The following is a 22,720-nucleotide window of genomic DNA, read 5'->3' as shown; positions in this document are numbered from 1 at the left end:
CGCCCGGCTCGGGGTGGTGGGGACGCTCAGAGGCCGGCGACCTTGCCGCTCGCCGAGATCTCGTAGACCAGAGTGACCGTGCGCTGTCCGCCGGGTGGCAGGCGCAGGGCCCAGCGGGCGATGCCGTCGGCGTCGACCGTGTCGGGCTCCGGTGCGCAGGCTTCCTTGCGCAGGCGTACCTCCACCGCCGAGACCTCGGAGACCGGGATGCGTTCCCGAACGGCGACGAGCTGCTCGCCCTGTTCTCCGGGGGCCGAGAAGCGCGAGAGGTGAAGGCGGACCGTGCGGGTGATCAGGGTTCGCTGGGTCAGTGTCGTGGTGTCCCGGGACTCTTCGGCGTGCCGGGTCACCCGGTAGTCGTCGTGGCTGCCGAAGGCGAGCTCGACAGGGGCGCCCGGAGCGGTGAAGTCCAGCGTGCCGCGGCCGGTGAACCCGCTGCCCCGGACGAGGTCCACGGGCCCGGCGAGCAGCGCGTGACCGGACGTGTTGTCGAACCGCACCACCTGGGTGACCAGCGGCGACAGTTCGGGGGAGGAGGCGTACTCGCTGCTCGCGACGGTGGTGACGGCGGTGAGCGGCACCCGGTGGGCGCGGCCGTCCGTGGGGACGGAGACGGGCACGGCGGAGTGCAGCACACGCGCCTCGCCACCGTCGTCCACTCCGGGCAGGCCGAGCACGGGGGCCGGGCCGAGGCTCGCGATCTCCTCCTCCCGCAGCTCCACGTCGACGGTGCGGCGCTCGGCGGTGGAGCGGTCCCTGAGGGTGAGACGGTCCTCCGCCAGCCGTGGCGGGTCCGTGCTCAGCGCCGAGCGGGCCGTCGACAAGGTGAGGCGTACGTCCGACCAGTCCTCGCCGGTGCGCTGCCAGACCATCGCGTCGGTTTCCAGTGTCAGCGCGTCCTCGTCGAGTACGGCCCGGTAGGCGGGGCGCCACAGTGCGCACGAGGTGAGGTGCGTCAGGCGAAGCCGGACCGGCCCGGCGTCCGCGGCCTGCACGGTCAGCTCGACATGGCCGATCAGTTCGGCGGGCTGCTCCTCGGAGAGCTCGATCGCCTGCCGGGCCTCCATGAGTTCACCGGAGAGGGCCGTCAACCGCGCTTCGGCCGCGCGTAGTTGCTCGCCGTACGCGTCACGCTCGGAGTCGATCCGGTCCAGTTCGCGGGTCCAACGGGGCTCGTCCGTCTCTCCGTTGCCGGTCCCTTCGGCGATGTCGCGCAGCAGATCGGTGGCGAGCCGGCCGAGCAGGTCGAGGCGGGCGATCAGCCGGTCGCGCCGGTGGCTGAGGGAGAGGCGTTCCTCCTCGAGGGCGCGTATCTCCAGACGAAGGGCGGAGTCGTCGGCGGAGGGCAGGGGGCCCCGCGGTGTCCAGGTGCGGACGATGCGGCAGTCGAGGACGGTCGCCTGCTGCTCGCCCGTCAGTTCCGCATGGAGGGTGCGGTCGACCGCGAGCGCGCTGATCGGCCCGAGGCGCAACCGCTGAACACCGGCGGTCAGGTCGATCTCGGCGCTCCGCTCGATGTGGGCGCGGTCTTCCAGGCAGGTGACAGCTGTCACGGGCAGGGGGATCGGCTGGTTTTCCGTGGCCATGGTGTCAGCTCCTGCGGTTGCCGCCGACCAGGGCCTTGGCGGCCGGGACGCGGATCTCGTAGCCGCCGTCGAGGGCGGCGGTGCTGCCGGCGGGCAGGTTCACCCGCCAGAGGCGGGTGCCCGGGGCGTGGCGGTCAGGTCCGCTGTCCTGCTCGGGTGTGGTCCAGTCGGCCCGTTCCTCGATCCGGACGTCCGGTTCGGAGGTGACCGGAACCTGTTCGTGGACCTCGACGGTGACGGCCTTGGCGAGCCGGTTGGCCAGTTCCACATGGACCTGGTGGGCCAGCACGGTGGTGTTGTTGCGCAGTCCGGCCGTCGACTCGCGCAGGTTGGTCCGGCGGGTGACCTTGATGCCCTCCGCCGGTCCCAGCCCCATCCGGCGCACACCACCGGGGGCGAGCGTCGGCAGCGCGGCCGTCAGCAGGAAGTCGTCGTCCACGGTGACCTCCACCGGCCCGGCGAGGAGGGCCTGGCCGGTGGCGTTGGAGAGCACGAGCGTGGCGTAGACCGTCTGCTCCTCGGACGGCACACACAGGTACTCGGTGCGCAGTCCGACCGGGATCTCCGTGACGGTGACGGTGTGCCAAGTGCCGTCGGACGGGATGTCGGCGCGGGCGACGGCGTCGAAGCGGTGGTCGAAGGACCCCGCCGACTCCCGGGGCCGTACGGCGTGACCGGGCAGCGGCAGCGCGGACACCGCGTCGGCGCGGCGACGGTACTCGATTGCCACCGGGTCGTAGGGCGTGTGCGGAAACAGCCTGCCCCTACGGCCCTCGGGCTCGTCCGCGCCGGACAGCACGAGCGAGGCGTAGTCCAGCTCTGTGCCGCTCGGCTGCGGCGGGCCCGCCTCGACCGGCGGCGCGGGGGGCGGGGCCGCCTGGCCCGGAGCCGCAGGCACCATGGGGGCCATGGCCGCGGGAGCAGCGGCGCGCTTGGCAGCGGCCGGGGACCCGCCCCCCGCCGGCCGTCCCGAACGCGTCGGCGGCGGCATGTGCGGCATCGCGCCGTCGAACTCCGCCGCCGGTGTGGCGAAACCGGACGGCTCGGCGGGCGCCATGCCGTACCCGCCAGGTGCCGGCGGCGGCAGGGCCGCACCACCCGCAGACCCGGCTACGGCCATGGGTCCTGCGCCCGCACCAGGCCCTGCGCCAGCAGCAGGTCCTGCGCCAGCAGCAGGTCCTGCGCCAGCAGCAGGTCCTGCGCCCGCACCAGGTCCTGCGCCAGCAGCAGGTCCTGCGCCCGCGGCAGGCCGGGGGCCCGCCGCGTCGTACGCCGAGAACAGGTCGGCAAGCCCCGCTGGCGGCTCCCGCCAGCCGGAAGGCGCGAGGGCGGGCTGCCGGCGCCCGACCCGTATCGAGCGCAGCTTCGGCAGTTCGGTCCGGCGCCGCAGATCCGCGGTGGCGAGGGCGATGCGCACCCCGGCCCAGTCCTCACCGGTGCGCTGGGCGACCGAGGCACGCAGCACCAGGGTCCCGCTGTCGTCGCCCTGACGATGTGTGAGGCGGTATGCCGGAACCCAGACGGCGCCCGGCACCCCGTACTCCAGCTCCAGTTCCACGGCTCCGGACCCGTCGAGAGTCAGCATCGCGCCGACCGTCGTCGCCACCTGCCCCGGCTGTACGTCGGTGGAGGCGCGGGCCCAGCGGTCCGTGGCCATCGACAGCTCGTGCTCGACGCGGCTCAACTCCTCCTCCAGCTCGACGAGTTGGCCGTGCAGACCACGTAGCCGCTCGTCGACGAAGTCGGCGAGTTGCAGCCACGCGTCGGCGGGCGTGCGGCGGGGCGGGTCCTCGCGCTTCCGGGTCGGCGGTACCGGGCGCAGCTCCGCCACTCCGGCGATCCTGCTCAGTTGCCGGTCACGGCGCGCCTGTGCCGCGTCGTACACGTCACGCAGCCGTTCCATCTCCTGCCGCAAGGAGCCGGCCGCGTCGGTGCCGGACGGCTCGGCGTCCACCTCCACGCGCACCTCGATGACGCGGACGCCTGTGCCGCCGACGACTTTGGCGCGCAGGGAGTCCGGGTCCATCGAACGGGGCAGTCCCGTCACCCGCACCCGTCCGCTTGCCGGCAAGGTGCCCCGGGCCACCCTCGTGCAGAGCGCACCCTGCGCGTACACCACAACAGCGTCCAGCGACGACGCCCATCGCTGCGCTTCCTCAGACTTCATACACTCCGCCCCCGACGTGTCCGTGCCGAGCGAAGCCTATGCCCAGGCCACGCCACATTCGAGCGTTGATTCCGGGGTCACGTGCCGCGCGGTGTGCCGGGTGGCCAATTGCCTTGTCCCCCTCGGTGATCAGAGGCTAAGGTCACCCCGCACGTGTGGGGGGAACATGTCGGGTGGGGGCATGACAGACGACAACGACGCGCCTGACAAGGGCGTCGATGCGGCGCCGGTCAAGGGCGTCGACGAAGCGCATGACACGGGCGTCGGCGAAGGGCCCGGCAAAGGCCCTGGCGGTGCGCCCGGCAAGGGAGTTGGCGCGTGGGGGCAGGCCATTGCCGCCTTCGCGCTGGTGGGGGCGGTGAGCCTGGGCCTGTGGGCTGTGAGCCAGAACTCGGCCTCCTCCACGGGCTCCGGGCCTGCCAAGTGCGCAGGCGGAGAGCCCGACACGAGCCCCGCGAGCAGCAAGGCGCCGTCGCGCGTCTCCGGGGCGCAACTGTGCGAGGCGCTCAACCGCCGCGATCTCGCCGAGCTGCTGGGTACGCCGCAGGAGAGCGCCAAGTCGGCGAGCGGCAGCGGCGGTTCGTTCAAGGTCGCGGGCGGCAAGGAGGTCGCCACGCCCTCGGCCCAGGTCGAGTTCGCGACCTACACCGTGTCGCTGTCGGCCACTTACGACGGACACGGCCGCCCTTCTCGGCGGCGGCGCACAACAGCGACAGGTCCTCGGCCGTCAAGCCGTGCTCTACTCCGACCGCACCATCAGCATCCGCTTCCGCCTCGACGGCAAAGACTCCGAAAGCGGGCCGGGTGTCCCTGCTCGCGCTCTCGTCATCGCTCAGGACGCCGAGGACCATGGTGGCTCCTTCGAGGTGACGTTGTGGCGCGACGACGGCGGAGTGCCGGACGACGCGGTGCTCCTGTGCATCGCGGACAAGATCCTTCCGACCATTCCGGGCTGGGCGGCCACGACCTGATCGCATCCGGCAGGCAGGTGCGGCGCCGGACGCGACCCAGTCCGTGCGGCGGGTGCGCGATCTGTGCCACGCCGGCGCCCGCGAGGAGGTCGAAGAACAACTCCGGCCGGCCTGCCGTTTCTCCTGCGGCCCACGCGGGTCCTTGACCACGTGCCTCTGCCAGGGCCGGCGGCATGGCCGGCCCTGACAGGCACTGCAGTGAGCGGTCGGTCGGAGACTCGCCGGGGCCGCCTTTCGGCGGTCGGCCGCGTGGTTACTCCTCGTCCGCCGTTGTTGTCGGCCTAGTGCGGCCGGGTTCCGGTAGTTCGCCCTCCTGGGCGCGGATATGGAGGACGTCGCCGATGAACAGGTCGTACACCAGCACTCCGATCACCCCGCCGACCAGTGGTCCGACGATGGGTATCCAGAAGTAGTTGCTGAAGGCGCCGGACAAGGTGCCCGGCATGGCCAGGTCCTGCCAGCCGGCGGCCCAGGTGAACAGACGTGGGCCGAAGTCGCGCGCGGGGTTGATGGCGTATCCGGCGTTCGCGCCGAAGGACATGCCGATCGCCGCCACGGCGAAGCCGATCAGCAACGGGCCCAGGTTCGCCTTCACCGCGGTGTTGCGCAGGTCGATGAGCGCGACCACGAGCATTACCAGGAAGGCGGTGCCGACGACTTGGTCGATCAGCGGTCCCCAGATGCCGCCGTGGAAGTAGGGCGCTGGGAAGGTGCCGAAGATGGAGAACGAGGCGAGGGTGTGTCCGTTGGTCTTGGGGCCCTTCATGGCGTGGTCGAAGGTGCTGATCGCGTTGTGGTAGACGCCGAAGACGAGCGCGGCCCCGGTGAATGCCCCGATCAGTTGGGAGATCCAGTAGGGCACGACCTTGACCCAGGGGAACTTGCGGCGTACGGCGAACGCCAGCGTCACCGCGGGGTTGATGTGTGCGCCGCTGACGCCGCCGGCCACGTACACGCCGAAGACGACAGCCATCGCCCAGCCCCAGGTGATCAGCAGCCAGTCCCCGGCGCTGATGAAGAACGTCGTCGGCCCGGATGTGCGGCCCGACCCTGGCAGGGCGGCGACTGCCATCGCCACCACACCGCAACCAAAGGCGATCAGGACGAAGGTTCCGAGGAACTCCGCCAGGCACTCACCCCACAACCCACCCCGGCGCCTGAGCCGGGAGGGCTTGAGCAGGGGCTGGATCTCTACGGCCATGTGATCCTCCCGATGTGCGGTTGTGCGCCACGCCGAAGCGCGGTTACTCCCGTCATAACGCTGCTGGAGGGTTGCGACAAGTTGAACGGGCTTCCAGCCGGTGCCGCGGCCGACCTCGGCGCAGCTCGTTCGCAGCCGGGCGTGAGACTGGGCTTGGCGGTACGGCCGCGGCATCCACGTCGGCTATTGCAGTCTGCAACAGCCTAGTCCAGGGCCGGCCCGGCGGCACAGGTTCGTGCAGTGACCTGCCCGGGCCCTCGCGCCCCAAGGATCTTGCGGACGGCTCACACAATGGTCCCGCCCCACCGCCTGTCGGCTCGCTCCCAGTCGTCGGCCCACAGGTGCATGCGGCGTCGGCTCAGACCCGCCTGCACGCCCTGGAGGCCGATCAGCACCACCACGCCCGCTCCACCCGCGGCCGTGAGTCCCACCATGGCGGACTGGAACATCGCATTCGTGGGGGACAGGGGTTCGGCCGTGAGGTGGTTCTGCGAGTCGGTCCACACCCTGATCCGGTCGCCCGGGGAGAGGACCGCCTTCACCTGGGTGGTGCCGGTGTGCGTGTGTCCGTCGGCGCCGGTCCAGCGCACCGTCGCCTGTACCCGCCGATTGCTCGTCGGACCCGTGGTGGGCTGGGAGTTGGCTCGTTTCACGACGACCGCGGGGACCGGCCGGTGTTCGGCGCGCATCCGGTCGTAGCCCTCGTCGGCTCTGCTCCCCGTCACCCAGGCCGCGACAAGACCGCCCGCGATGGCGCACAGCCATGCCGCGAGAATGATCCACGCCTCCACGACGTCGACACGTCGTCGCAGCGGATTGCTCCGCCATCTCCACAGCCGCGCGGTCGAGCGTCCCATTGTCGCCATCGGCCGACACCCCTTCGAGAGTCCCGGCGGCCTTATTCTGCAGTGTTGCCCTGTGCAATGGTTCCTGGGTGGTGAGTACCCCCGACGCCGTGCGCGACACCCGATCGGCACCCGACACGTAAGGCGGCGTCGAGCACTCCTCGGCCGCCAGGTTCACGCGCGGCGGCCCACCCGCTCGGCGGACCGGTGAGCGCTGCCGGGGACGCCCGCCCGCTCGCGGCCGCCGCGCACCAGGGTCCGCATGATTCCCGCCCCCGTCAACACGGCCGTGACGTGCAGTGTCACGGCGACCGCGACGTTCTCCGGGTACCTGACGTCGCTCGGGTGCGCCAGGGCCACGTACACCGTGGCCGGCAGCCTCCAGCCGCTCCACGCGAACATCGAGCCCGAGCCCAGCCACGCCACGGCGAGCAGGAGCGGATACGGCAGCCGGGTCGACCGGCACCGGAGGAGTGCCGGTACGGCGGCGGACGCGGCGAGCGCCCAGCACGCGCCGACCCCGACCAGGACGTGCCAGTCGGCCGGCCGTTCGTCGCGGTGCGCGATACCCAGGGAGCCGCCGGCCGCCCAGTAAAGCCAGACCAGGCCGGTCACGGCGCCGGTCACGACGGGCCACAGGGACCCCGAGGAGGCGCGGGGGTGCTCCGGCCGGAACAGCGTGTGCGGCCGGCGCCGCCACAGGTAGGCGGGCAGCGCGATGGCCAGCCCGATCCCGGTTCCCACGAAGCTGCACTGCAGCAGCACCGCTTCCCAGCCCGGCATCGCCGCGTCACCTGCCGCACTTCCCGAGCCTCCCGGACTCCCCGAGCCTCCCGAAGTCCCCGTCCCGGAGTCGAACAGCGCGCTGAAGACCACGAACGGCAGGATCGACACCAGGAATCCGGACCCGACCCAGGCGACGAATCCCACCAGCCGGCCGGGAATCCGCATCCCCCACGGCCGCACCAGCGCCAGCGCCAGCGTGATCCCGGCCGCGGCCATACCGATCGTGACGGTGTTGAGCACCAGCCACCCGCCCAGGCTGAACCCCCGCCCGACGGGCAGCAGGCCCAGCAGCGAACCGACGACCCACGACACCTTGATCACCAGATACGGCACGAGGGCCGCCGCCGCCCCGTACGCCGCCGTACGCCCGATCCGGTCCCATCGCTCCACCACGTCTCCCTCCGCCGGAGTCCCCATGCTCCGGCGTCCGCACCCCCTCCACGTCAGCCTGCGGGCGCACCCTGCTCCGCCGCTGGAACGGCCCGCCCTCCGCCTTGCGGAGCACCCACCCCGTGTCGTCGGTGATGTGTTCAGGGGCGTGTGGCGCCGGCCGTCATGCCGTCCATCACGAGGTCGAGGAGGCGCGTGGCGCGTGGCCGCCAGTCGTCGGCCGGGGTCATCTGCCACAGGCCGGCGATGGCGAGCATGAAGTCTTCGGGGGTCAGCCCCGGGCGGATGGTGCCCGCGTCCTCGTTGGCCCGAAGGAGGAGTTCGGCCGCATCGGTGACGGGTGTGTGGGTGGGTTTGGCAGGGCTGCCCGGAGCGCTGGTGGCCAGGCGGATCGCGTCGGCGAGGCCGGCCTTGGTCATGGCGAACTCGGCCAGCCGGTCCATCCAGGTGCGCAGGGCCTGTTGCGGTGGCAGCTGTGCGAGGAGCTGGGCCGCGTTGTCGGCCACCTGCTGCATCTCGTGGCGGTAGATCTCCAGGACGAGTGCCTCGCGGTTGGGGAAGTTGCGGTAGAACGTGCCCTGCCCGACGCCCGCCTTCTTGGCGATCGCGCTCAGGGGAACGTCCGGGCATCGCGTCAGCTCGGCCAGGGCGACGTCGAGAATGCGCTCACGGTTGCGCTGCGCGTCCGAGCGCAGGGGTGGGTTGTTGTTGTGCCGCACTCGTCACTCCTTGCGGGCCCGGCGACCGAAACCCGTCCTTGCTAAGCGGACAGTCGTCCGCTACGTTGCTGTGTAACGGACAGTTGTCCGATTGTGTTCCACCATAGTCCTGCCCGCGACCGTACGGCAGCCCGCGTGTGCCGTCACTCGACCGCGCACGCGTGACCCCGAGCGGGCCCTCCCGGCCCTTGCTCTGCTCCGCTGCGAGAGAACTGCGAAAGAAGTGGCTCATGGTCCTATCGACGTCCAGCGTCATCACCCTGCACATCAACGGTGAGAAGTTCACACTGCCCGTCGACCACCGCACCACCCTCCTCGACGCCCTGCGCGAGCGGCTCGACCTGACCGGTACCAAGAAGGGCTGCGACCAGGGCCAGTGCGGTGCCTGCACCGTGCTGGTCGACGGCCGGCGCACCGTGGCCTGTCTGCAGTTCGCGGTCGCGGCCGAGGGGCGTGACATCACCACCATCGAAGGCGTGGCGGACGGCGAGCGGCTGCACCCCGTCCAGCAGGCCTTCCTCGAGCGGGACGGCTACCAGTGCGGCTACTGCACGCCGGGACAGATCTGCTCGGCGATCGGAGTGCTCGCGGAACATGCCGCCGGGTGGCCGAGCGCCGCGACGGACGACGTGCGACCGGAGGCCGGACCGCCGCCGCTCACCGTCGACGAGATCCGTGAGCGGATGAGCGGCAACCTGTGCCGGTGCGCCGCCTACGCCTCGATCGTGGAAGCCGTCGCCCAAGCCGCCGAAGCACCCGCCGCGCCGCCGGCCGGCGCCGAGCCGAACGCGAAGGAGCAGGCGGCATGAGGGAGTTCGCCTACCAGAAGGCCACCGACGTGCCGGGCGCCATTGCGCTCCTCGAGGCCGATCCCGAAGCCCGTTTCCTGGCCGGTGGCACCAACCTGGTCGACTTGATGAAGAGCGGCGTCGAGCGGCCCACCCGGCTCGTGGACGTACGCGAACTGCCCTTGGACCGCATCGAGACGGCACCGGACGGCGGACTGCGCATCGGCGCGACCGTCACCAACAGCGACCTCGCCGCCCACCCCGAGGTGCGACGGCGATACCCGATGCTCGCGCAGGCGGTGCTGGCCGGAGCCTCCGGCCAGCTGCGCAACATGGCCACCGTCGGCGGCAATCTCCTGCAGCGCACGCGGTGCGCCTACTTCACCGACCTGTCCAAACCGTGCAACAAGCGTGCCCCCGGCAGCGGTTGCGCCGCCATCAGGGGTGAGCACCGAAACCACGCCGTCCTGGGCGCCTCCGAACACTGCGTGGCCGTACACCCTTCGGACATGGGCGTCGCCCTGGCGGCCCTCGACGGTGTGGTGCACTTCGAGACCGCCGACGGGCCGGACGCGTTGCCGATCGGATGGTTCTATCTGCCCGTAGGCGAGACCCCGCACCGCGAAACAGCCCTGCCGCCAGGGGCGTTGATCACGCACGTCAGCCTGCCGCCGGTCCCGGTCGCCGCGCTCTCCCGCTACCGCAAGGTGCGCGAGCGTGCCTCCTACGCCTTCGCCATCGGCTCGGTCGCGGCAGCGCTGGACGTCCGCGACGGTGTGGTGCACGACGTCCGCCTCGCGTACGGAGCGGTCGCCTCCCGTCCCTGGCGGGCACGCGCGGCCGAACGAGTCCTCACCGGAGCGAGCGCCGACGCGGAGGCCTTCGCGGCCGCCGCCGACGCCGAACTGGCCGCAGCCCGGCCGCTGGCACACAACGAGTACAAGGTGACCTTGATGCGGAACCTGACGGTGGCCGTTCTGAGCGAACTCGCCGAGGAGGCCAACCGATGACCACCACCGTGACCGCCGCGGCGATCCGCGCCGTCGGCAGGGAGCACGTCCGTGTCGAAGGCCGGGACAAGGTCACCGGGGCGGCCCGCTACGCGGGGGAGGTCCCCTTCGCCCACCTCGCCCACGGCTGGCTGGTGCTGTCCACCGTCGCCCGCGGCCGCGTCCAGGAGATCGTCACCGGCCCCGTCCTGGAGATGCCCGGCGTGCTCGCCGTCCTTCACCACGGCAACGCCCCGCGGCTGGAGACCGACTTCGTCGGCCTGCTGGGAACACGACCCGATCCGACGTGCGCCCTCTTCCAGAACGACCGGGTACCGCACGCGGGTTGGCCGGTGGCGCTGGTCGTCGCCGAGACATCCGAACAGGCGCGGGAGGCGGCGGAAGCCCTCGTCGTCCACTATGAACAGCAGCCGCACGACGTCGAGTTCACCGGCGAGGACACGAGGGCGTACGCCGTGGACGGCCACATGCCCGCCGTCACGGACAAGGGGGACCTGGAGGCTGAACTCGCCGCCTCCGAGGTCGTGCTGGACGCCGAGTACACCACTCCGGAAGAGCACCACCATCCGATGGAACCGCATGCGGCCATGGCCCGTTGGGACGACGGCCGTCTGGAGCTGATCGACTCCAACCAGGGCGCCACCTGGGTCGTCGGCGAGCTCGCGAACCTCTTCGCCATCGACCCGGCGTCCGTGCGGGTGCGTTCGGAACACGTCGGCGGTGGCTTCGGCAGCAAGGGGGTCCGCGCCCACCAGGTGGCAGCCGTCATGGCCGCCACCGTCCTGCAGCGCCCGGTACGCGTAGTCCTGACGCGCCGTCAGATGTTCACGCTGGCCGGTCACCGCAGTCCCACCATCCAAAGAGTCCGCCTCGGCGCCGACGCCGACGGACGCCTGCGCGCCCTGGACCACCGCTCCCTCAGCCGCACCTCCACCGTGTACGAGTTCGTCGAACCGAGCGCAGGCGTCGCCCGGGTGATGTACGACGCGGATGCCCATCACACCGAGAACAGGGTCGTACGGCTCGACGTGCCGAGCCCCACCTGGATGCGCGCCCCGGGCGAGGCACCGGGGTCCTTCGCCCTGGAGGCCGCGCTCGACGAACTCGCCGAGAAATGCGGCGTCGACCCCATCGAGCTGCGCCTGCGCAACGAACCGGACAAGGGCCCGGTCTCCGGCCTGCCGTTCGCCAGCCGCAATCTGCGGGCCTGCTTCGAAGAAGGCGCCCGCCGCTTCGGCTGGGCCCAGCGCGATCCGCGGCCCGGCGTGCGCCGCGACGGGCGCTGGCTGCTGGGCACGGGTACCGCAGGCGCGTCCTTCGGGGCCGGCGCCGCTCCGTCGACCGCGACGATCACCGCCGAGGCCGATGGCAGCTTCACCGTCCGCATCGCCGCCGCGGACATCGGCACCGGCGCCCGCACCGCGCTCACTCTCGTCGCCGCCGACGCCCTTGACGTCCCGACCGAACGGATCCGGGTGCGGATCGGCGACAGCGCGTTCGGACCGGCGATGATCGCCGGCGGTTCCATGGGCACCCGCTCCTGGTCCTGGGCGGTCACCGCGGCCGCGAGCGAACTGCGCGACCGGCTGGTGCCCGGCATGGAGATCCCCGCGCAGGGCATCACCGTGCGCTCCGACACCACCGAGGCCATCGCCGCCCTCGCCCGAAAGGAACGCCACTCCTTCGGCGCCCAGTTCGCCGAGGTCGCCGTCGACCCGGCAACGGGCGAGGTACGGGTGCGGCGCATGCTCGGCATCTTCGCCGCGGGCCGCATCGTCAACCCCCTCACCGCGCGTGGGCAGTTCACCGGCGGCATGATCTGGGGCATCTCCATGGCCCTGCACGAAGAGGCCTCCCGTGACGGGTACTTCGGCGGTCCGGTCGGTGCCGACCTGGCGGGTTATCACGTGGCCACGCACGCCGACGTCCCGCACATCGAGGCCGGCTGGGTGGACGATCCCGATCCCGAGGACCCCGTCGGCATCAAGGGCATCGGCGAGATCGGGATCGTCGGTGCCGCGGCCGCCGTCGCCAACGCCGTCTGGCACGCGACCGGTGTACGGCACCGCAGTCTGCCCATCCGCCCGGATCGCGTCCTGACGGCCGGTCACGGTGCTTGATCTCGTACCGGATCTGAACCGCTGGCTCGGGCAGGAGCGCGACCTGGCCGTCGCCACCGTCGTTGCCGTCGGCGGCAGCGCTCCACGCGGCCCCGGCGCCTCACTCGCCGTCGACGACGAGGGCGAGGTCATCGGGTCGGTGTCCGGCGGCTGTGTCGAGGGGGCGGTCTACGACCTGTGTGAGCAGGCACTCCAGAGCGGCCAGAGCGTGCTCGAGCGATTCGGCTACAGCGATGAGGACGCCTTTGCCGTCGGGCTGACCTGCGGCGGGGTCCTCGACGTCGTCGTCACGCCGCTGCCCGTGGGCGCACCCCTCAGGACCTTGCTGCGCATGGCCATGGACCACGCGGCCAAGGGCGAGGCGGTCGCCCTCGCCCGCGTCGTGCGCGGCCCGGCACCCTACCTGGGCGCCGGCCTGCTCGTGCATGCCGACGGCTCGTTCGACGGCACACTCGGCGGTCACACGGATCTCGACCGCACGGCCGCCGCCGAGGCACAGGCCGCCCTCGATGCGGGCCGCACCGGTACGTTCGAGGTGTCGGAGGACGGTTCGAACTGCCCCGGTGGACTCACCGTGCTGGTCGAATCGAGCGTGCCGCCACCCCGGATGATCATCTTCGGCGCGGTCGACTTCGCCGCGGCGCTGGTGCGGGCCGGCAAGTTCCTCGGCTTCCACGTCACCGTGTGCGACGCGCGGCCCGTCTTCACCACCCGGGCGCGCTTTCCGGAGGCCGACGACGTCGTCGTCGACTGGCCGCACCGCTACCTGCGGGGTACCACGACCGACGCACGTACCGTGCTGTGCGTGCTCACCCATGACGCCAAGTTCGACATTCCCCTGCTGGAGGTCGCGCTGCGGCTGCCGGTGGCGTTCGTGGGCGCGATGGGCTCGCAGCGCACCCACGTCGACCGTCTAAGGCGCCTGCGCGAAGCGGGTGTGACGGAGGCCGCATTGGCCAGCCTGCGATCGCCGATCGGCCTCGACCTCGGGGGCCGTACCCCGGAGGAGACGGCGTTGTCGATCGCGGCGGAGGTCGTGGCAACCCGGCGAGGCGGCAGCGGCGTTCCACTGACCGGCTCCGGGACCTCCATTCACCGCAGCGGCGTTCTGTGAACCCCTGCGGGAGGCGCGGGGGGCCGTCAGCTCATTTCTACTACATGTAGTAGATTGGGCTGACGGCCACCTCCGGTTTGCCACGAAGTCATCAGCATGTCATCGCGGGTGTGGGGATCGGCCGGCGGCGCCGCGTCGTTCAGCGGCGCCTCGCCGACACGGAAGGACATGCCCATGACCGCGGCCGCCACCGCGCAACTGGCCTTCGACGGGTCCGGTATGGACGGCTCGTTGTTCACCTCCATCACCGACTTCGCCCGCGACACCAAGTGGCTGAACACCCCCATGGAGGTGTGGACCAACCTCGGCCTGGGTGTGTTCGCAGTGCTCATGGTGATGGGGTGGTGGAAGGCCCGTCGCCGCGGCACCGAGGCGATGACCGTCGCTCTGGCCGCGCCGGTCGCGGTCGTGGTGGCCTTCGCCGCTGCCGAGGTGGTCAAGAAGCTCGTGACCGAGGCACGGCCGTGCCGGTCGATGCCCCACGCGTACCTGGTCGACGCCTGTCCGGCGCCTTCCGACTACTCGCTGCCCAGTGGGCACGCCACCGTGGCCGCCGCCACCGTGGCCGCCCTGTTCCTGCTGGACCGCCGGCTGAGCGCCATCGCCGCGGTGTTCGGCCTGATAGAGGGCTTCTCCCGGGTCTACGTCGGCGACCACTACCCGCATGACGTCCTGGCCTCCGTGATCCTCGCCCTGCCCATCGCCTACCTCACCAGCCTCGCGCTGCGCCGCTGGGGCACGCCGCTGGTCGCGTCCCTGAACCACGGCGCGCTCCGCCCCCTGCTGACCGCCGAGCCCCCGAAGGTCGCGCAGCACGCACCGTGACCGCCGTCCGAAGAAGATCCGCGCCGGGCACTGATGTGCCCGGCGCGTTCCGTGATCCCCGGTCTCCGTTGCCGGTGTGCGGTCAGTGGACCGTCACATGTCCTCGGCCGTGACCGCCGAGGCGTACACCAGGACGACCCGGTGGTTGTACTGGATGGTGTACATCGGCTTGGCGCCGGTCACGACCGTGCCGCTGGAGGGGAAGAAGTCGTCCGTGAGGGCCGGGGGCCGGGTGGCGACGTAGGCCTGGCCGGCCGGGACGTCGTACATGCTCAGCGGGGACTGGGCCGAGGGGGACAGGCCCGACGGGTATTCGGAGGCGTCGGGGTAGCTGGATCCGTAGACCGCCACCGGGGAGATGCCGGCGGCCTTGATCACCTGCACGCCGTGGGCCGGGGCCGTGTTGCAGCCGTGCGGGTTGTGGAACCACACCTTCGCGCCGCTGTACCAGATGGCGGTCCAGTCGCCGTCCTGGTCGGCCACGACGAACTGCTGGCCCGCCTGGGCGGTGCTGCCCCAGTCGTTGATCCGGTCCGTGCCGGCCGCGCCCGGGTGGATCGCCTGGTCCCCGAAGAGCGGGGCGGTGTCGCTGGGAGCGGTGCGCAGGTAGACGAAGTCGGACGCCTGAGTGGTCTCGGTGCACGCGGTGATGGCGCCGGTGGGGTCGTCGGAGGGGCAGATCTGGACCGTCTGCTGGTTGTCGTCGAAGCGGGGCGCGATGGTGACGGCGGAGCCGACGGGACCGACTCCATGCGGTCCGGTGTGCACCCCGAGCAGGTTCATGAAGTGGTTCCAGTCCCAGTACGGGCCCGGGTCCCAGTGCATGCCCGCGACGAGTGAGGATTTGGGCCCGGCAACGTTGTCGTGGCCGATGATGTGCTGGCGGTCCAGCGGGATGTCGTAGCGGTCGGCGAGGTACTTCACCAGGTCGGCCGTGGCCTCGTACTGCGCCTCGGTGTACCAGGTGGCACCGTGCGCCGCGTAGCCTTCGTGCTCGATGCCGATCGAGTGCATGTTGGTGGAGTAGTTGCCCGCGTGGAAGGCGAGGTCCTTCGTGGGCACCATCTGCGTCACCGCGCCGTCGGACGAGCGCATGACGTAGTGCGCGGAGCTGCCGCCCGCCGTCTGGAAGGTGGAGATGGCGGCGTCGTAGGAGCTCTCCGTGTCGTGGATGACGATGGTGTCGATGCGGATGCCGTCGGCGGGGCGGTTGGAGACCTGGCCGTTGGACGGTGACGCCGGGACGAAGGAGCAGTCGACGGTGGCGGGGCATTCGACGTCCGTGGCCGCCGCGGACTTCAGGCGCAGGGCGGCCAACTGGCCGGTGGCCGGGCGGACTTCGCTGTCGGCCTTCAGTGTCAGGTGCGTGCCGTCCGGCGTGGTGCGGTCGACGCCCTTCTTCAGGGTGGCGAAGACCCGGTCGGCGAAGGCCGCGGCACCCTGGCGCTGAGTGGACTGGCTGTATCGGGCCACAGCCGCATACCAGTTGCCGGGTTCGGTGGAGGTGCTGCCGGTGGCCTTCTTCTGGTACGAGGCGATCAGCGCCGCGCCGCCGCGGACGTTGGCGGACGGGTCGCTACGCAGCTCCTCGGCGGACAGACCGGTGAGTTTCGCGGCGGCCTGGAGGGTGTGCAGGGCCGGGTCCGCGGCCATCGTGGCCAGATCACCGCGGCCCGCCGCGCCCGCGTCGCCGCCGGCCAGCATGGCGGGGGTGACGTCCGTGAGGTGCATCGGCCCGTAGCCGCCGTCCGTGCTGTGCTGCCCGGCATGGGTGTCCCAGGCGGACTCCTGGTACGCCACCGCCATCAGTATCTGGCGCGGGACGTGGTACTGGGTGGCGGCGGTTGCGAAGTCCTGTTCCAGTCCGGTCGCCGCCGAACCGGTGTCATCGGTCGCCAGTGCTGTCACCGGAACGGCCATCGCCCCCGCGACGACCAGTGTGGCACCCGCGGCCAGCAGAGCCCGGCGGCGGCGCCGTGACGCGTCCGCGTGTCCGGCATGTCTAGTGGTCATGAAATAGTCCCCGAAGCTGAAGAGAATCAAATGAGTGGGATGGGCCGGCCGGTGCACGCACGGCTGCGGGCCCGGCGAGAACAAGCCCTCGCCACGTCGAATGTGGATGATCCTCCTCCGGGCGAACCGGCGTCAACCTCGGCTCACGGAAGGGTATTTGAAGGTCATAAGCCGTGACTACGGACGTCATGAAGCGGCGGTGTCGACCCACCGGACCCGGGACGTGGCGTCGTGACATCCGCCGTGCCACCGGACGTGGGCGAGTGGAGCCGGCACGCGTCGCGTCGGGGAACCAGGTGTTATTGAATCAGGTGTCGTCCTCGAGGAGTTGGTCGATCTCCCGGTCGATGTCGATTCCTGCGGTTTCCATCCCCAACGGCACAATCGCGTACGTGCGTTTCAAATACAGCAGAACCGCTTGATGGTCGAGCACCACCTTCAGGTCCTGCCCCTGGCCGCGGATCAGGATGGCGACTTGCAGGCGCCGGTCGGGCAAGGCCACCGGCACGACGTGCACCTTGCAGATCCCGGCGGGGCCGTTCAGCCCGGCGCGCAGCAGATCACGCGAGACCACGCACAAGCCGCAGTACAGGCCGGAGTTGAAGGGGTCCGTGCGAGACGCCGACAGACGGACCACCAGAGGATCACGGGCGCTGTATCGCATCTGAACATCGCACATGTGCAAGCCGCCTTCACCAAGGCTCATCCGGCCGGCGACAAGGGCGTCCAGCTCTTGGTTCTCGTGACCGTAGGGGTGCACCCGAAAACCTCACTCCTGCTCCGTATGACGGCACGTTGATCTGAAGGTCGAGCGTCGGGGGCGAGCCGTAACGGATCCCGCGCGGTCGCGGGCACGAGGCTGCGTGAACGCCACGTCCCTCTGCCGCTTGTGAGTTGAGGGTGGATTTGCGGCAGCGGACAGCCATTCCGTGGCCTGCTTCGCGCTTCCTCGCGCGCGTGGTCGTCCTTATGCTCCCGGAAGACCGGCCTTGCCTGGGAAGTGCGCGCCCTTGGCATATTCACCATGATGGATATTTCTACGTTTGGGAAGCGTGGCGCTGCGGCGAGGCGACCCTACATATGTGCCGGGAACCTGTGTTCAACGTCCCGACCGCAGCTGACCTCGCGTGCCGGGGCGCGCAGATCCTGCACACACGGACGGGCAAGGTCGAGGTTCTGTGGACCCATGGACATGGGACCGCCATGAAGGGGCATTCGGACACACAAGTCAAAGGAGAGCAGCGCGCGGCCTCTTGGGTCCGTGCCCCGACAACTGGGAGTATTCCATGGCGAGTTACGGTGGTTCCTCTGCCACGTCGTCCGGATCGCGTACCAACGGCCTGGCGATTGCCAGCCTGTGCTGCGGCATCGTCGGGTTGTTCTTCCTGAACATAGTCCTTGGCCCCTTGGCCGTCATCTTCGGTGCCGTCGCCCGCCGTCAGGCATCGGTGAAGAACGGCGCCGGAATGGCGAAGGCCGGCATCATCCTCGGCATCGTCGACGTCGTCCTGTGGCTGGTGCTCCTGCTCGTCGCTGCCAACAACGGCGGATTCGGCTGGTACGTGGGCGGCTGACAGCGACCTGGGCAGCCGCAGGGGTATGGGGTGGGCGCCGGTCGAGGACCGGCCGCCACCTCGCACCTCTGACAGCAGCGCACCCGCGGCCAACCAGCTCTGACGTGGCGTGGTTGAGGGTGTGTCTCTGCGCCTGTCTGGCGGCGTGGCGTCAGCGGAGAGGCGTCCTGCGCTGCAGAACCATACCGAGCACGATCCCGGCGATGAGGAACACCACCCCGGCGGCCAGCCACCCCCAGGGACTGTACTCGTCCACGCACGACTGACCGGTCGCCGTCGTGGTGCAGACGTTCCCCGGGCCCCCGCGGTTGAGGAAGGCCACGTACAGCAGCGGCACACCGAACCCGGAGACCAGACCCGCAAGCCCCGCCCTGCGGCCGCGCCGGGTGGCGAGGAAGACGGCCGCCACGAGGGCGATGGGCAGCAGGAAGACGCCGACCGTGAGCACGGTCAGCAGTGCCAACGAGGCCAGGGCGCCCACGAGGAACCATGCGCAGAACCACGGCCACATGCTCGTTCTCATGCCCCCTCCACCACGGCGTCCAGCACCGGCACGACCGGTCCGACAAGACGTTGCTACCCATCTTGCCCAGTCCGCAGCCCGTCCGCGACAGGCATCCGGGATGCGGGACCACGCTGTTGCGCCGTCCAGGCGGCAGGCGATGAACGCCGGGTATGAGGTCGGGCCGCCTGGGCACGTGCAGTACTACATCGTGGTGAGTTCGCCGTCCGGGCGAGGGCGGTCGGCAGGGGAGCGGTGGGTGGAGATGGCTGATCCGTCAACGGCGGTATCGCGGCCGGGGCCCGACGGGCCGGGTGGTGATGACGTCCGGACGCCGCCGTTGCGGCCCGGTCGCTACGATCCGGCCGAATACGCCGAGTGCGTGGTGCGCAGCGCCGAGGCGGCCGGCGTGTCGCCCCTGCTCGTGATGACGGTGCTGCACAACGAGGCGTACAAGCCGCACCACCCACTGCTGGAACGGCTGTGGCAGTGGTGGAAGCCCGGGGCGTCGTTCGGCGTGGCCAACATGCATCGTGCGACGTTCGAGCAGGTCCGGCGCACGTACGACCTGCCCAAGCGGTGGCACGACCTGCGCGACGATCCCGCCTTCGCCATCCAAGCCGCGGCCTTGTATTTGAAGGACCTCGACCGGAGCCTCCCCGAGCGGCACCATCGCCGCTACACCCGCGACGAGTTGCTGGCCATGGGCTATAACGCGGGCGAACGCAACATGCGGGCGTTCGCCCGAGGCGTCCCGCCGGGGCCCATGGCGCGTTCGTACCTGCGCCGTTTCCGGGCGCATCGGAGCCGGGCCACCGCGGTCCTGGCGAAGGACGGCGGGCCTCGCGGGGCCGCAAAGGGATGAGTGCTCAGGGGCCGCGGATTTCGGCGTCGCGGCCATATGCCGGAGCGGAGCGACGGCCGGTCGTCTGCGGCCGATGACGGGCCGTCAACACGGGTTTCTGCGGATCGCAACGACAAAGGGCAAGGAGATCTCTCCTTGCCCTTTTCAACGTATAGCGCACCGGGGGGCTTGCGGCAAGGCCCGGGTCTCGGCGCAGAATCGTCGACCGACGCCACAACCTGCGGGAATGAGGGCACGACGTGCGTGAGACGTACGGGGGACTCGGTGACGACGAACCTGCGGTGGGACGGGCAGTGCGGTTGCGTGGATGCCGGACGAAGGCGCGAAACGGCGCGCCGCCCGACGCCGCGGGGAGACGCACTCAGGAAATGAAAACGTGCGCGGTAGGAAGTGCGACAGAGCTGAAGGTGCCGGAAATTCGATCGGCCAATGCGGGACAACGGAACACGGCTGCCTCGGAGGTGTCGCGATGAACGGGCGGTACGTGCTGGATCTCGAAGAGGTCGACGAGACGCAGGTCGAGGTCGTCGGCGGCAAGGGCGCACAGCTGGGCGCGCTGTCCCGGATCGACGGCATCCGGGTGCCGGGTGGATTTTGCGTGACCACCGACGCCTTCCGTCGGATCTTGGCCGAAGCGCCGTCCATCCAGGACCGGATCGATGAGCTGTCGAACGTGAACCCGGACGACGGGGAGGCGGTCCGCAGGCTCAGCGCGCAGATTCGCTCGGCCGTCGAAGATGTCGCCATTCCGGCCGATGTCGCTGCCGCGATCACTCGCGCGCTCTCTCGGCTCGACGAACACACCGCCTGCGCCGTTCGATCCAGCGCCACGGCGGAGGACCTGCCGACGGCCTCCTTCGCCGGCCAGCAGGACACGTACCTGAACATCGTGGGGCCGACGGCGATCCTTCAGCACGTCAGCCGATGCTGGGCCTCGCTGTTCACCGAGCGGGCCGTGATCTACCGCCGGCGGAACGGCATCGACCACCGTGCGGTCCATATGGCCGTGGTCGTGCAGCAGATGGTCTTCCCGCAGGCGTCCGGCATCCTGTTCACGGCCGACCCCGTCACGGGCAATCGGACGGTCGCCACCGTGGACGCCGGCTTCGGGCTCGGCGAGGCCCTCGTCTCCGGCCTGGTGACCCCGGACGTCTTCACGGTGCGACACGGTGAGGTCGTCGAAAAGACGATCGCCGCCAAACAGCTTGCCGTTGAGGCGCTACCGGCCGGCGGCACGCGGGAAACGGCGGTCGACGCCCGGCGGCAGGAGCACCCGGCACTGACAGACGCGCAGGTCGTGCAGCTCGTGCAGCTCGGGCGGCGGATCGAAGCGCACTTCGGCCGGCCTCAGGACATCGAATGGTGCCTGGTCGACGGCGGCTTCCACATCGTTCAGAGCCGACCGATCACGACGCTGTTCCCCATCCCCGACAGCGACCAGGAGAATCACGTCTACGTCTCCGTCGGCCATCAGCAGATGATGACCGACCCCATGAAGCCCCTCGGGCTCTCCATGTGGCAGCTGACGGCGATGGTGCCGATGCACGAGGCGGGCGGGAGGCTGTTCGTCGACGTCACCCGGCGCCTGGCGTCTCCCGCGAGCCGGGCCGCCCTGCTGGACGTCATCGGGAGAGGCGACCCGCTGATCAGGGACGCGTTGGAGACCGTCCTCGACCGCGAGGACTTCGTCCCGTCGCTCCCGGACGAGGGTCCCGGCGGGCCGCAGGCCCGTGGTGCGCCCGCCCCGATCGAGACCGATCCGGCCATCGTCACCGAGCTGATCGAGCGCAGTCAGGCGGCCATCGCCACGCTGCAGCGAGACATCCGGACGAAGACCGGACCGGCGCTGTTCGACTTCCTCCTGGAGGCATTCGAGGAGCACAAGAGAGCGCTCGGCGATCCGCTGAACATTCAGGCGATCATGGCGGGGATGGAGGCCACGTGGTGGCTCAACGACAACCTGCAGGAGTGGCTCGGCGAGAAGAGCGCGGCTGACACGCTCACCCTGTCCGCCCCTGGCAACGTCACCTCGGAGATGGGGCTGGCGCTGCTCGACGTCGCGGATGTGATCCGCCCGCATCCGGAGGTGGTCGGTTTCCTGCAGGGCGTCGAGGACGAGGGCTTCCTCGACGAGTTGGCGAAGGTGGCGGGCGGGGCCGAAGCGCGCGACGCCATCGAGGCATATCTCGACCGGTACGGTGTGCGCTGCGTCGGCGAGATCGACATCACCAGGCCGCGTTGGCGCGAGCGTCCCAGCTCGCTCGTGCCGGTGATCCTCGACAACGTGAGGAACTTCGAACCGGGCGCGGCCCAGCGGCGCTTCGAGCAAGGGCGCCAGGCCGCGCAGCAGAAGGAACAGGACGTGTTGTCACGCCTGCGGGCCCTGCCGGACGGGGAGCGGAAGGCCGATGAGGCCAAGCGGATGATCGACCGGGTCCGGACCTTCATCGGGTACCGGGAATACCCGAAGTACGGCATCGTCAGCCGCTACTTCGTCTACAAGCAGGCCCTGTTGGAGGAGGCCGAACGCCTCGTGCAGGCCAACCTGCTGCGCGAGAAGGAGGACGTCTTCTACCTCACGTTCCAGGAGTTCCACGACTCCGTACGCTCGAACCAGGTGGATGAACAGCTCATCCAGCAGCGCAAAGACGCGTTCCGCTCGTGCCAGGCGCTCACACCACCGCGCGTTCTCACGTCGGACGGCGAGGCCGTCACCGGGGCCTACCGTCGTGATGGCGTACCGGCCGGTGCCCTGGTCGGGCTGCCGGTCTCGGCCGGGACCGTCGAGGGCAGGGCCCGCGTCATCCTCGACATGGCGGAGGCCGATCTGGAGGCGGGCGACATTCTGGTCACGTCCTTCACCGATCCCAGCTGGTCGCCCTTGTTCGTCGGAATCTCGGGTCTGGTGACGGAGGTTGGCGGTCTGATGACCCATGGCGCGGTGATCGCCCGGGAGTACGGTCTGCCTGCTGTCGTCGGCGTGGAGCGGGCCACCCGGCTGATCCGGGACGGGCAGCGCATCCGCGTGCACGGAACCGACGGGTACGTCGAGATCCTGTCCTGACCGAGCGCGCCGAGGAGCGCTTGCGCACGAGCCACGGGGGCGGGTCTGCCGCTGAGGTGTGACGAGGGCCGGGGCTGCGGCACCCGCGTTCCGGTCCTCGCCGCCTGAAGGAGCGGGGCGCGGTTGCCCTCGGCGGCAATTTCCGTTGCCCCGCCGAATGTACGGGCGTTCTTGAAGTGC

Annotated in this window: 18 protein-coding genes and 1 pseudogene; 10 read left to right on the top strand and 9 right to left on the bottom strand. The window is 70.5% G+C overall.

What is annotated here, in order from left to right; genetic code table 11:
• Positions 1 to 26: 26 nt before the first annotated feature.
• Both ACIBN2_RS29000 and ACIBN2_RS28995 read right to left on the bottom strand, forming a co-directional pair.
• Positions 27 to 1,586, bottom strand: a complete 1,560-nt coding sequence (locus tag ACIBN2_RS29000) for a mucoidy inhibitor MuiA family protein (protein ID WP_399138618.1) — start codon at positions 1,584 to 1,586, stop codon at positions 27 to 29.
• 4 nt (positions 1,587 to 1,590) lie between these two features.
• Complete coding sequence (locus ACIBN2_RS28995) at positions 1,591 to 3,753, bottom strand: DUF4139 domain-containing protein (RefSeq protein ID WP_399138616.1); 2,163 nt, start codon at positions 3,751 to 3,753, stop codon at positions 1,591 to 1,593.
• Positions 3,754 to 3,919: 166 nt separating this feature from the next.
• On the opposite strand from ACIBN2_RS28995, the pseudogene ACIBN2_RS28990 reads away from it, so the two are divergent.
• Both ACIBN2_RS28990 and ACIBN2_RS28985 read left to right on the top strand, forming a co-directional pair.
• Positions 3,920 to 4,369: pseudogene (locus ACIBN2_RS28990) on the top strand (DUF6215 domain-containing protein); the annotation flags it as partial.
• Positions 4,370 to 4,487: 118 nt separating this feature from the next.
• Positions 4,488 to 4,724, top strand: coding sequence for a hypothetical protein (locus ACIBN2_RS28985; RefSeq protein ID WP_399139000.1), 237 nt, complete (start codon positions 4,488 to 4,490; stop codon positions 4,722 to 4,724).
• Positions 4,725 to 4,977: 253 nt separating this feature from the next.
• Here ACIBN2_RS28985 and ACIBN2_RS28980 read toward each other — a convergent pair whose 3' ends face one another.
• The 4 genes from ACIBN2_RS28980 to ACIBN2_RS28965 form a co-directional block, all read right to left on the bottom strand.
• Positions 4,978 to 5,925: an MIP/aquaporin family protein gene (locus ACIBN2_RS28980; protein ID WP_399138615.1), complete on the bottom strand. Its 948-nt coding sequence runs from the start codon at positions 5,923 to 5,925 to the stop codon at positions 4,978 to 4,980.
• A gap of 284 nt (positions 5,926 to 6,209) precedes the next feature.
• The gene (locus ACIBN2_RS28975; RefSeq protein ID WP_399138614.1) at positions 6,210 to 6,791 is read right to left on the bottom strand and encodes a hypothetical protein; all 582 of its coding nucleotides are present in this window, start codon (positions 6,789 to 6,791) and stop codon (positions 6,210 to 6,212) included.
• A gap of 153 nt (positions 6,792 to 6,944) precedes the next feature.
• On the bottom strand, positions 6,945 to 7,949 hold the full coding sequence (locus ACIBN2_RS28970) for a hypothetical protein (protein ID WP_399138612.1): 1,005 nt from the start codon (positions 7,947 to 7,949) through the stop codon (positions 6,945 to 6,947).
• Positions 7,950 to 8,086: 137 nt separating this feature from the next.
• Positions 8,087 to 8,665 (bottom strand): TetR/AcrR family transcriptional regulator, encoded by a 579-nt coding sequence (locus ACIBN2_RS28965; RefSeq protein WP_399138611.1) that lies wholly within the window; start codon positions 8,663 to 8,665, stop codon positions 8,087 to 8,089.
• 230 nt (positions 8,666 to 8,895) lie between these two features.
• On the opposite strand from ACIBN2_RS28965, the gene ACIBN2_RS28960 reads away from it, so the two are divergent.
• The 5 genes from ACIBN2_RS28960 (at position 8,896) to ACIBN2_RS28940 (ending at position 14,522) form a co-directional block, all read left to right on the top strand.
• Positions 8,896 to 9,474: a 2Fe-2S iron-sulfur cluster-binding protein gene (locus tag ACIBN2_RS28960; protein ID WP_399138609.1), complete on the top strand. Its 579-nt coding sequence runs from the start codon at positions 8,896 to 8,898 to the stop codon at positions 9,472 to 9,474.
• Complete coding sequence (locus ACIBN2_RS28955; protein ID WP_399138607.1) at positions 9,471 to 10,463, top strand: FAD binding domain-containing protein; 993 nt, start codon at positions 9,471 to 9,473, stop codon at positions 10,461 to 10,463. The genes ACIBN2_RS28960 and ACIBN2_RS28955 overlap by 4 nt, the downstream gene beginning before the upstream one ends.
• Positions 10,460 to 12,583, top strand: a complete 2,124-nt coding sequence (locus tag ACIBN2_RS28950) for a xanthine dehydrogenase family protein molybdopterin-binding subunit (protein WP_399138605.1) — start codon at positions 10,460 to 10,462, stop codon at positions 12,581 to 12,583. The genes ACIBN2_RS28955 and ACIBN2_RS28950 overlap by 4 nt, the downstream gene beginning before the upstream one ends.
• Positions 12,576 to 13,697: an XdhC family protein gene (locus ACIBN2_RS28945; protein ID WP_399138603.1), complete on the top strand. Its 1,122-nt coding sequence runs from the start codon at positions 12,576 to 12,578 to the stop codon at positions 13,695 to 13,697. The genes ACIBN2_RS28950 and ACIBN2_RS28945 overlap by 8 nt, the downstream gene beginning before the upstream one ends.
• 174 nt (positions 13,698 to 13,871) lie before the next feature.
• Positions 13,872 to 14,522: a phosphatase PAP2 family protein gene (locus ACIBN2_RS28940; RefSeq protein ID WP_399138601.1), complete on the top strand. Its 651-nt coding sequence runs from the start codon at positions 13,872 to 13,874 to the stop codon at positions 14,520 to 14,522.
• 93 nt (positions 14,523 to 14,615) lie between these two features.
• Here the strand turns inward: ACIBN2_RS28940 and ACIBN2_RS28935 are convergent, their stop codons facing one another.
• Together ACIBN2_RS28935 and ACIBN2_RS28930 are read right to left on the bottom strand one after the other, a co-directional pair.
• A complete protein-coding gene (locus ACIBN2_RS28935; RefSeq protein WP_399138599.1) occupies positions 14,616 to 16,535 on the bottom strand; it encodes an N-acetylmuramoyl-L-alanine amidase in 1,920 nt (639 codons plus the stop codon).
• A 307-nt stretch (positions 16,536 to 16,842) separates the two neighbouring features.
• Positions 16,843 to 17,295: an SsgA family sporulation/cell division regulator gene (locus tag ACIBN2_RS28930; RefSeq protein ID WP_399138598.1), complete on the bottom strand. Its 453-nt coding sequence runs from the start codon at positions 17,293 to 17,295 to the stop codon at positions 16,843 to 16,845.
• 526 nt (positions 17,296 to 17,821) lie between these two features.
• Between ACIBN2_RS28930 and ACIBN2_RS28925 the strand changes: the two genes are divergently transcribed.
• Positions 17,822 to 18,109, top strand: coding sequence for a DUF4190 domain-containing protein (locus ACIBN2_RS28925; RefSeq protein WP_399138596.1), 288 nt, complete (start codon positions 17,822 to 17,824; stop codon positions 18,107 to 18,109).
• A 151-nt stretch (positions 18,110 to 18,260) separates the two neighbouring features.
• Here the strand turns inward: ACIBN2_RS28925 and ACIBN2_RS28920 are convergent, their stop codons facing one another.
• On the bottom strand, positions 18,261 to 18,632 hold the full coding sequence (locus tag ACIBN2_RS28920) for a hypothetical protein (protein ID WP_399138595.1): 372 nt from the start codon (positions 18,630 to 18,632) through the stop codon (positions 18,261 to 18,263).
• Between the two features lie 175 nt (positions 18,633 to 18,807).
• Between ACIBN2_RS28920 and ACIBN2_RS28915 the strand changes: the two genes are divergently transcribed.
• Together ACIBN2_RS28915 and rph are read left to right on the top strand one after the other, a co-directional pair.
• Positions 18,808 to 19,476, top strand: coding sequence for a transglycosylase SLT domain-containing protein (locus ACIBN2_RS28915; protein ID WP_399138594.1), 669 nt, complete (start codon positions 18,808 to 18,810; stop codon positions 19,474 to 19,476).
• Positions 19,477 to 19,945: 469 nt separating this feature from the next.
• Positions 19,946 to 22,540, top strand: a complete 2,595-nt coding sequence (gene rph / locus ACIBN2_RS28910) for a rifamycin-inactivating phosphotransferase (RefSeq protein WP_399138593.1) — start codon at positions 19,946 to 19,948, stop codon at positions 22,538 to 22,540.
• Positions 22,541 to 22,720 lie beyond the last annotated feature (180 nt).

The sequence above is a fragment of the Streptomyces sp. NPDC050534 genome (assembly GCF_044457745.1).
Lineage (GTDB): Bacteria > Actinomycetota > Actinomycetes > Streptomycetales > Streptomycetaceae > Streptomyces.
This window is presented reverse-complemented; position numbering and strand designations above follow the sequence as displayed.

Coding starts and splice junctions, on each gene's coding strand:
- ACIBN2_RS28980 (WP_399138615.1), bottom strand. CDS start 5,925: ATGGCCGTAGAGATCCAGCCCCTGCTCAAGCCCTCCCGGCTCAGGCGC.
- ACIBN2_RS28950 (WP_399138605.1), top strand. CDS start 10,460: ATGACCACCACCGTGACCGCCGCGGCGATCCGCGCCGTCGGCAGGGAG.
- ACIBN2_RS28920 (WP_399138595.1), bottom strand. CDS start 18,632: ATGAGAACGAGCATGTGGCCGTGGTTCTGCGCATGGTTCCTCGTGGGC.
- ACIBN2_RS28955 (WP_399138607.1), top strand. CDS start 9,471: ATGAGGGAGTTCGCCTACCAGAAGGCCACCGACGTGCCGGGCGCCATT.
- ACIBN2_RS28935 (WP_399138599.1), bottom strand. CDS start 16,535: ATGACCACTAGACATGCCGGACACGCGGACGCGTCACGGCGCCGCCGC.
- ACIBN2_RS29000 (WP_399138618.1), bottom strand. CDS start 1,586: ATGGCCACGGAAAACCAGCCGATCCCCCTGCCCGTGACAGCTGTCACC.
- ACIBN2_RS28925 (WP_399138596.1), top strand. CDS start 17,822: ATGGCGAGTTACGGTGGTTCCTCTGCCACGTCGTCCGGATCGCGTACC.
- ACIBN2_RS28940 (WP_399138601.1), top strand. CDS start 13,872: ATGACCGCGGCCGCCACCGCGCAACTGGCCTTCGACGGGTCCGGTATG.
- ACIBN2_RS28995 (WP_399138616.1), bottom strand. CDS start 3,753: ATGAAGTCTGAGGAAGCGCAGCGATGGGCGTCGTCGCTGGACGCTGTT.
- rph (WP_399138593.1), top strand. CDS start 19,946: ATGAACGGGCGGTACGTGCTGGATCTCGAAGAGGTCGACGAGACGCAG.
- ACIBN2_RS28975 (WP_399138614.1), bottom strand. CDS start 6,791: ATGGCGACAATGGGACGCTCGACCGCGCGGCTGTGGAGATGGCGGAGC.
- ACIBN2_RS28960 (WP_399138609.1), top strand. CDS start 8,896: ATGGTCCTATCGACGTCCAGCGTCATCACCCTGCACATCAACGGTGAG.